Origin of the sequence: Pseudoalteromonas sp. APC 3694 (assembly GCF_030407565.1) — a bacterium.
Lineage (GTDB): Bacteria > Pseudomonadota > Gammaproteobacteria > Enterobacterales > Alteromonadaceae > Pseudoalteromonas > Pseudoalteromonas tetraodonis.
On the sequence record NZ_JASDDE010000009.1, the window covers coordinates 91,246 to 100,402 of the forward strand.

The following is a 9,157-nucleotide window of genomic DNA, read 5'->3' on the forward strand; positions in this document are numbered from 1 at the left end:
GTAAATAAAAAGCCCTACTAAATAGCAGGGCTTTATTCTTTGTAACTAAATTAGATAATGCTTAGAACGACTGCTCTAAACGTAAGTACAATGAACGACCTGTTTGATCATATAGAGACCAGTTAGAGTCTCGGTAATCACGGAAGCCATCGTAGAAGCTAGGTGCAACTTTATCAAATAAGTTATTTACACCTAAAGCAATTTTGGTATTTGTAGGTGCAACATAGCTTACTTGAACGTTATGTTTGAAATAGCTAGGAATATCAGCATAGTAATCAACGCCGTACTCTTCATTACCTGAATCTTGAGTACCAACATAGAACATAGTCCACGTAGCTGAGAAGTCTTCATAAGCGTAGTTAACCGCTAAATCTGATTTCCATTCTGGATAATCTTGTAAGCCAGCGTAATCAAATGCATCAGATTCTGAATCAGCTACTTCTTCAAATGATAAAACTCGAGATACATTTAATGTGCTCGTAAAGTTACCAAAGTCAGTATCAAAACGGTATCTAGCTGTAAAGTCTATACCGTCAGTAGATAGCGAGCTCTTGTTCACGTAACCAGTGTACATGTAATCAATTTTACCTGTATCAGCATTACGCTCAATTGCATTTGGAGTAGAGTTTAAACCACCTTGTTCAATTTCAAGGCGAAGAAGTTCTGAATTATCTACACTATCAATTTTATCATCGTAATTGATTGAGTAATATGTTAATTCAAGCGAAAGGTTTTCAACTGCATCCCAAACGAAACCTACCGTTGTAGAATCACCTGTTTCAGCTTGAAGTTCAGTATTACCACCAAACCACGTTGCAACTTGCTCACCTGCATCAGCACAATAACCATCAGTTTCTTGTCCTGGGTTAGCAGAACACCAAGCTGTATCACGTACAGTTGGGAAACTTAATGCGTAAGATTGGAACATCTCACCCATGTTTGGAGCACGGAATGACTCCCCCCAAGAACCACGAAGTAATAAAGTATCTGTTGGACGCCAAGTTAAACCAACTTTTGGTACAAATTTGTCAAACGTAGTACTTTTTTTACCAAGATTTGTTGTACCACTTTGCTCATACTTTTCGTATCGACCAGCAACTGTCAAATCAACATCATGTGGGAAAGAAGCTTGTACTTCAAAGTATGCAGCTGTACGGTCACGATCTGCATAAACATCATCACCACCAGAACCACCAGAAATAAATCCATTCGCTGATTCTGGATCACTGATTTGGGTAAAATCAATTTGCTCAAATTCACCACCAACAACACCGGCAACCATGAACTCGCCGTCATCTAAAAATGTCGTTGAAACTAAACCATCAATTTGTTTACTTTCGTAACGACCTTCATAAGTACCAGTATGATTAGCTTGTTGATAAAGATCAGTCATACTTGCGCTCCAGGCATCATAACTCATGCCTGATACGTTAAACACATCGTACTCACCAGTATCAATTGCCGCTTGGAAAGCAACGTCATTAACTAGGTTTTTACCAAATGAATTAGTTTTTGAAACACTGTTTTGGAAGTTTACTTCCCAATCAAGGCCATTGCCAATATCTGTAAAGCCTTCAAGGCCAACTAAAATATCAGTTGTTGTTACTTCAGTTGTTGTATCACGGTTACCGATTGGTACTGCACGAGTGAAAATACGTACTTCTTCATCAGAAGGATTGTATTGGTTATCTTCGCTCATATAGATAGGTGTAGTAGATACTGGAGTACCAGCATAACGTGCATCAGTTTCGTTGAAGCTCGCCATAGCGCGACCAATAAAACGAATGTCGTCTGATAACTCATATGTAAAATTAGTTAAAAATGAGTTTTTGTTTGTATCTGGGTAAAACTTAGTCACTTCACCGTAGCTATATGTACAACGGCCATTACCATCAGCATCGATAGTGTTTACAGTATTAGGTTCTGCATCACATAAATCTGAATTTGCATGGTAGCCAGTACTATCTAAGTAGTTAGATACTGGGCTGTAAGAGCTGTATGCACCGTATGTTTCGTCATCAAGTGCCCAAATATCTCTATCATAAATAGCATCGCTTTCAGAGTGTTCGAAAGTGAAAACAATATTACCTTTTTCAGCAGTAAAACCTGACGATACAGAGAAAGTACTGCTATCACCGCCGTCAACGCTTGGTTGGTTGAATTCATATTTAAGATTTAAACCATCAAAATCTTTTTTAGTGATGATGTTAATTACACCAGCAACCGCTGCAGAACCATATACTGCAGATGCGCCATCACGTAAAATTTCAATACGTTCAACGATAGCCATAGGGATAAGAGATGTATCAGCAGAAGCACCTGAAGAAGTACTTGTGCCAGGCATACGACGACCATCTAATAATACAAGTGTTGCGTCAGAACCTAAACCACGAAGGTTAATACTTGAAGTTGCAGAAGAACCTGCACCGTAACCAGATACACCCGTCCAAGAGCCAAATGAGTTTGAAGATAAGTTATTTAATACATCACCTACAGATGGCTCACCTGACAAGTTAATATCTGCTGCAGTAATAACTGTTACTGGAGAGCTATTTTCAAGATCAACCTGTTTAATACGAGAACCAGTTACTTGAATACGTTCTACTTTATCTGCGCTTTCTTCAGCTGCGAATGAACTAGCCGAAAATGCAGCTGTTGATACTGCACCGAAAGCTATCGCTAAGCGAACTGCTTTTGAAACTTTGTTATTTAACATTTGATTCTCCCTAGAATACTATTTGTTTTTGTATTTTTTTGATCACACCTTGTTAATTAATTTGTGATCACGCTTCAGATGATAATACTTCAAACACAAGTTGGTCAACATTAAATTAACTTTAAAAGCACTTTGCATGACTTTTCATTATCATTTTTGGCGGTATTTTATTAGTTTTTTAAATTAATTTATGGATACGATTTAGAAACAAACTTGAGAATTAAAAACAACATCACGGTAACCAGTTGATTTTTATGAGTTTGAATAAATGATTTTTTAAATTACGCTTTGTATTCTTTTTAGATAAAATTGTAACCAAGGCCACAATTGTTAATTTACCTTTAAATTTTTTATTCACCTTTGACGTTTATAGGCGAATAATTAACTATAAAAGACTTTTTAAGCTCATAGTTAAGCTAAAACAACGAGGCTTGTGTAGATTCAGATGTTGTGTTTAATGCGCTTAATATCATTTGCGCAACAGGGTCGAGTTGTCTTTGAATGTACAGTGGGTAGTTCAGAGTGTTTTTACCGGTATAAAGCTCAGCGCCGGTTACTGCGTAAACATATTCAATCACCTGCCCGCGTTTTATTTCAAACTCAGGATGATTCGCTTTATATTTTTTAACAGCTTGAACATGAGGAGGAATATTTTTGATGTAATCGTTAAGGTGCTGCCCTAACCGCTTTCTATATACTAATTTACGGTCGAACTCACCATTATAAAGTTTTTGCGTGTAGCTGTTTATTATATTGTGCAGTTGCTGTATTTCGAAGTCGTCGGTAAATAAAGTCTCGAATAACTGTGTTTGAAACTCTTGTGCAAACTCAGTCCAATCACTGCGAACTGTTTCCATACCTTTAAATACCAGTTTTTTTTCATTATTTTTGGTTACTTGCCCTACATACCGCTTTTTAGAGCCTGTTTTTTTACCTCGTATAGTTGGCATAAAAAATGGACTGTAATGGGTTTCAAATTCAATTTCTAAATAGCTTTTTAAACCATAACGCTGCTTTAAATCTACTTGCCACTTTTCGTTGATATGTCGAACAAGTTGGCAGCCAATTTCGTTGCATTGCTCAGGACTGGTATCTTCACTAAGTTTTACAAACGTAGAGTCGGTATCACCATATATCACCTCAAAGCCTTGCGCTTCTATCCATTTACGGGTTGTTTGCATTATCTCATGGCCACGCAAAGTAATAGAGCTCGATAAACGCGGATCGTAAAACCGACAACCCTTAGAGCCGAGTACGCCATATAAGCTATTCATAATAATTTTAATCGCTTGCGAGAGCATGGGTTGATTAGTGTCTTTTGCTTCTTGGCGAGTTTGTGTCAGGTGCTCAATTAATTTTGGCAGGTGGTGCTGCGTTCTTGAGAATAACGCCTGATTAAATCCTTCAACTGCATGCTCTGGTGCATTTAACCCTGCGATTAAACCTAGCGGGTCAATACAAAACGTACGCATAATTGAAGGGTATAAGCTTTTAAAATCAAGTACCAAAACGTTTTTATACAGCCCTGGAGTCGACTCCATCACATAGCCACCGGGACTTTCAAATGAGAGCCCATGATCGCCTAAATTGGGGGCAACATAACCACTGCGGTGTAATAACGGTAAGTATAAGTTTGTAAATGCGGCAACCGAGCCACCCATGCGTTCCAGTTCGAGCCCTGTTATTTGGGTTCTGACTATGGCAAATTCAAATAACTTTAATTTTTCGAAAATTTGATTAACCAAAATACAATCTTGGCGGTTATAAGCAGCAAGAGCGAGCTTGTCTTCATTAAATTGGCGTACAATTTCAGATAATCGGTTATCGGTTTTTATTAATTTAGATTCGTTAAGCACACGCTCTGCAACATTAGCTAACGAAAAGCTGTCAAATCGGTAAGTCGCATTTTTTAATGTATCAATGCCATCTATTACGCACCGCCCTGGAAGAGTCAGTCGGGTGTAATGGCCTTTATTAATATATAAAGGTTGATTATCTCGGCCAAAGTTAAGGGCAAGCCCTAACGCCTCAGCGCGTTCTTGCAATAAACTAAAGTCAAAATCAATAACATTCCAACCAATAATAACATCAGGATCGTTATTTATAATGTACTGCTGCAACTTGGTAAGCAGGTTAATTTCGTCATAGCACCAGTCTATTTCAAATGTCGAATCACTTTGCTGCGGCTCCCCTATCATCAATACACAATCTAAGCCATTTCCCACCAGTGCTACACTAAATAACACCCCGTCCCCATTACATTCTATATCCAAAGAAACAGACGTAAGCGTTGGCGTGTAATCTTTGTTTGCTTTTAACTTTGCGTCACTAATTTCAATAAAGCCATTTTTAGTTGTGGCGTTACCCGTTACCCACACACCTCCTTTAATAAAGCGCTCCATTAAAAAGCGGTCGCTGTGGCGTACATCGGCCTCATAAATTGGCATTACTTGTTCTAGTAGAGTTCGCGCAGTATATAAACTATGTATGTCGTTGAAATAACAAGCCACACATTCACTACCACTAAAGTGACAAAGTTCAACGTTATTAAACTGCGCTTTTATGTTTGCCTGAGCCAGTAAAGCACTTGCAGTATCTTGCTCAGCCAATGGGATGAAAAACAACGCTTGCTGGTTTTCAATAATAACTTTAAGTGGGCCCTGATCAGAGCTCAGCCAATAGCACAAAGTAATACCTTGCGTATTTTTAGCGCTGTATTGTTGCCTTGATAAAATAAAGCCCTGATAGATTGCTTGTGTCAATGTTCGATCCCACTTAATATATACACTGTAATTATATACATATTTTAGGTTAATCATCACATGCTATCGAGCTCACTTAAAAAAACAATTAGACAAGTACACCAGCATGTTGCAAATAACCTAACCGATTACCGCCCTCGCAGTAGTCAAAACTATTTAGTTGCTGAAATCGCCAAAACATTAGCCGGTGAATACCATAAAAAACAACGTATTTGTGTTATTGAAGCAGGCACAGGCACAGGCAAGTCATTAGCTTACTGCCTAGGCGCTCTGCCACTGGCATTAGCACAAAAAAAGAAACTGGTTATTTCTACGGCTACTGTGGCTTTGCAAGAGCAATTAATCGCTAAAGAGCTGCCGTTTTTTAAAAAGCACTCAGGGCTCGATTTTAAATTTGATTTAGTCAAAGGTCGCCAACGTTATATTTGCGCTCACAAACTTCATAATGCGCTAAACAGCGATAGCCAAACTCAAATGGAGTTTATGCCTACTCTTACATCGCCATTAAGTGATATGGAAACTAAATGCTTAAAGCAACTTTACGATGCCTATGTAAACAAAAAATGGCAAGGCGATAGAGACAGCTGGGCCGATACCATTCCTGATAGAGTATGGGGGCTCATTGCTTGCGATAAGCATGCTTGCCAACGCCAGATGAAAGCACACCAAACATGTCCTTTTCAACTGGCTCGCCAGCAGTTAATGCAAATGGATGTATTGGTTATAAACCATTCGTTACTGTTAGCCGATTTAGACTTAGGGGGCGGAAAAATTTTACCCGAGCCCGACAATACCATTTATGTAATAGATGAAGCGCACCACCTTGCACATATTACCCGCGACTTTTCATCTGCCGCCGCCACAATAAAAGGCACGATAGATTGGCTCGACAAACTTACTAAATTCAGTGGCAAAATGGCCAAAGTGTTAGTGGGTCAAAAAGGCATTGGGCAAAACTTTAAGTTATGCGATAGCGTTAACGATGCCAACAAAGACTTAAAAGTGGTGCGGGATATACTCGACAACGCCGATTTTGAATATTCTAAAGACGATACCTATCGCTTTGAACATGGTGAAATCCCTAAATCGTTACACGCTAAGGCAAAAGATATTAGCGAAGCCACGCTTGATGCATTACGGTGTTTAAATAAAATGCACGACATCCTCACACAAGATGTAAGCGACGGTGATATTAAACCTTATGTTGCCGACCCTATTCTGGCTGAAAGCGGGCAATACATAAACCGATTAGAGCAACTTAATAAATTATGGTTTAGTTACGCCACTAAAGGCGAAGGCACACCGCATGCGCGTTGGATAAAACGACTTGAATATAAAAGCCATCATGATCACTTGCTTAGCGACTGCCCCATTGAGGTCGGTTACTATTTAAAAGATAAGCTGTGGAGCGAATGTGCTGGAGCCGTGCTATGTTCAGCTACCTTGAGCGCACTCGGTTCATTTGATCATTTTGCCTATGAAAGCGGCCTTGCCAAAGAGGAAGGGGTGAAATTTATTAAAGCCCCCTCTCCGTTTGACTACCCAAAACAAGCCACTTTACGCATTCCGGCCTCAAGTATAGAGCCAACAGATAAAGAGTTTAGCGATCATATTGCTAAAACATTACCCGAGTATCTAAACACTAAAAAAGCCAACTTAGTGTTATTTGCCTCTTACTGGCAAATGGACCATGTAAGTAAGTTTCTTAGAACAAAAGGATTTAACTTATTAGTACAAGGTGAAATGTCACGAGAAGCTTTACTCAAATTACATACTAAAAATATTGATGAAGGCAAGGGCAGTATTTTATTTGGTACCCAAAGTCTTTCTGAAGGGCTTGATTTACCTGGAAAATATTTAGAAAACCTGATTATTACCAAAATTCCGTTTGCGGTGCCCACCTCGCCTATCGAAGAAGCGCAAGCAGAGTTTGTGCAAAGTAAAGGCGGTAATCCGTTTTTATCGATAACCGTGCCAGACGCAGCAAAGAAATTGGTACAAAGCTGTGGTAGACTGCTGCGTAAAGAAAGTGATGCAGGCACAATAACTATTTTAGATAGGCGCCTAGTCACCAAACGATATGGCAAAGCCATGCTTGACACCTTACCACCTTTTAAAAGACAAATAGATTACTGATGTTTGAACTTGCACTCGACCCAACAACTTGGGCTATTTTATGTGGCGTTGCACTTTTAGCTGGCTTTATTGATGCTATTGCTGGCGGCGGTGGATTACTCACTGTACCAGCACTGTTAACGGCAGGATTACCTCCTCATTTAACGCTTGGCACTAATAAATTGGCCGCCAGTTTTGGCTCGTTAACGGCCAGTATCACCTATTATAAAAAACAACTATTTAACCCACGATTTTGGTTTGCTTCTATTATGGCTACCGCCATAGGTGCTTTGTTAGGCACACTTATTGTTGATCATTTAAGTATCGAGTTTTTAAATAAGCTCTTACCCATTATTATTATTTTAGTGGCTTGCTACAGCTTGTTTGGTAATTTAAGTACCACACAAAGTGATGAACTGCCTAAATTAACTCGCACAATAAAAGTAAAACAATGGCTACAAGGATTAAGCCTAGGTTTTTTTGATGGTTTAGCTGGGCCTGGAACGGGAACTTTTTGGACTGCCTCAAACGGTATGCTTTATAAAATGAGTTTGTTACTCAATTGTGGTTTGGCGCGTTCAATGAACTTTGTTTCTAACTTTATCTCTCTGATCACCTTTGTTGCACTTGGCCATGTTAACTTTTTACTGGGAATTACAATGGGCTTCTTTATCATGCTTGGTGCATGGTTTGGCGCACATTCAGCGATTCGTTTTGGTAGTAAATTTATTCGCCCAGTATTTAATACTATGGTTATACTTTTAGCATTAAAACTAATTTACGAGGCATACTTTTAACATGCAACCTGCCGCTTTAGATAAACTACGCCAACAAGTTGCCACGCTTAAGCAACAGGCAGAGCAATTTGACAAAGCAAAGCTCTTTTCTAAAAACCGGTATATGCAGGCACAGCCGAGCTTATTTGACAGAGCCGTATTTAGTACCAAAAGCATGAACTTAGCCGACTATGTAGTAGAAATAGAAGATGAAATAGCCAGCTTACCACCGAGCGAACACCGTCATGCTTACACCTATGCACTTGAGCGCATTGCCAGCCAAGTACAAGCGGTATTTAATGTTATTAAATCGACTCCTATTTGGGTGAAAGAAAATAAAAGTCATTATAAGCCTCGTGCTAAACAGCCTGTTTACAAACAAGCGGTGCAAAAAATCATGCAATCATCCCATGAGTTATATGATGAACTTAAACAAAACCATGAATTTGAGCGCCGCCTGGTATTAATGATTGAAGAGCGTAAGTTACAAATGGAAAAAGCATCACCTGCGCAAGCACAAAAACTTAATCAAGAAATTTTAACCACTCATGCACGACTCGGCCGTTGTAGAAAAGCAATTTCTGCCACCGAAGACAAAATTCAACAAGTAGAAAAACAACATTTACGCTAATGCAGCTTTATTATCACCATCTGTACTCGCAATTAGAGTTACCTGACCGCCATCGATTTCCAATTAAAAAGTATCAGCAGCTTAAGCATGAAGTTGAATGTCTAGGGTCTGTTGACCTTTGCAGATTAAAATTTGTTCAAACTAGGGGCGATTTAAT

General features: G+C 39.1%; 5 protein-coding genes. 3 read left to right on the forward strand and 2 right to left on the reverse strand.

Annotation, left to right across the window (positions count from 1 at the left end):
• Window positions 1–61: 61 nt before the first annotated feature.
• Both QMA00_RS05485 and QMA00_RS05490 read right to left on the reverse strand, forming a co-directional pair.
• Window positions 62–2,716: a TonB-dependent receptor gene (locus QMA00_RS05485; RefSeq protein ID WP_076922240.1), complete on the reverse strand. Its 2,655-nt coding sequence runs from the start codon at window positions 2,714–2,716 to the stop codon at window positions 62–64.
• Between the two features lie 416 nt (window positions 2,717–3,132).
• Window positions 3,133–5,478 (reverse strand): DNA polymerase II, encoded by a 2,346-nt coding sequence (locus QMA00_RS05490; protein WP_076922239.1) that lies wholly within the window; start codon window positions 5,476–5,478, stop codon window positions 3,133–3,135.
• A gap of 60 nt (window positions 5,479–5,538) precedes the next feature.
• Between QMA00_RS05490 and dinG the strand changes: the two genes are divergently transcribed.
• Genes dinG through QMA00_RS05505 form a run of 3 tightly spaced genes read left to right on the forward strand, consistent with a single transcriptional unit; the run spans window position 5,539 to window position 9,000 of the window.
• Window positions 5,539–7,614, forward strand: a complete 2,076-nt coding sequence (dinG, locus tag QMA00_RS05495) for an ATP-dependent DNA helicase DinG (RefSeq protein WP_076922238.1) — start codon at window positions 5,539–5,541, stop codon at window positions 7,612–7,614.
• Window positions 7,614–8,390 carry a TSUP family transporter gene (locus tag QMA00_RS05500; protein WP_076922237.1) on the forward strand — a complete coding sequence of 259 codons (777 nt, stop codon included), beginning with the start codon at window positions 7,614–7,616 and terminating at the stop codon, window positions 8,388–8,390. The genes dinG and QMA00_RS05500 overlap by 1 nt, the downstream gene beginning before the upstream one ends.
• Before the next feature lies 1 nt (window position 8,391).
• Window positions 8,392–9,000, forward strand: a complete 609-nt coding sequence (locus tag QMA00_RS05505) for a primosomal replication protein (RefSeq protein ID WP_076922236.1) — start codon at window positions 8,392–8,394, stop codon at window positions 8,998–9,000.
• The last annotated feature ends 157 nt before the right edge of the window (window positions 9,001–9,157 follow it).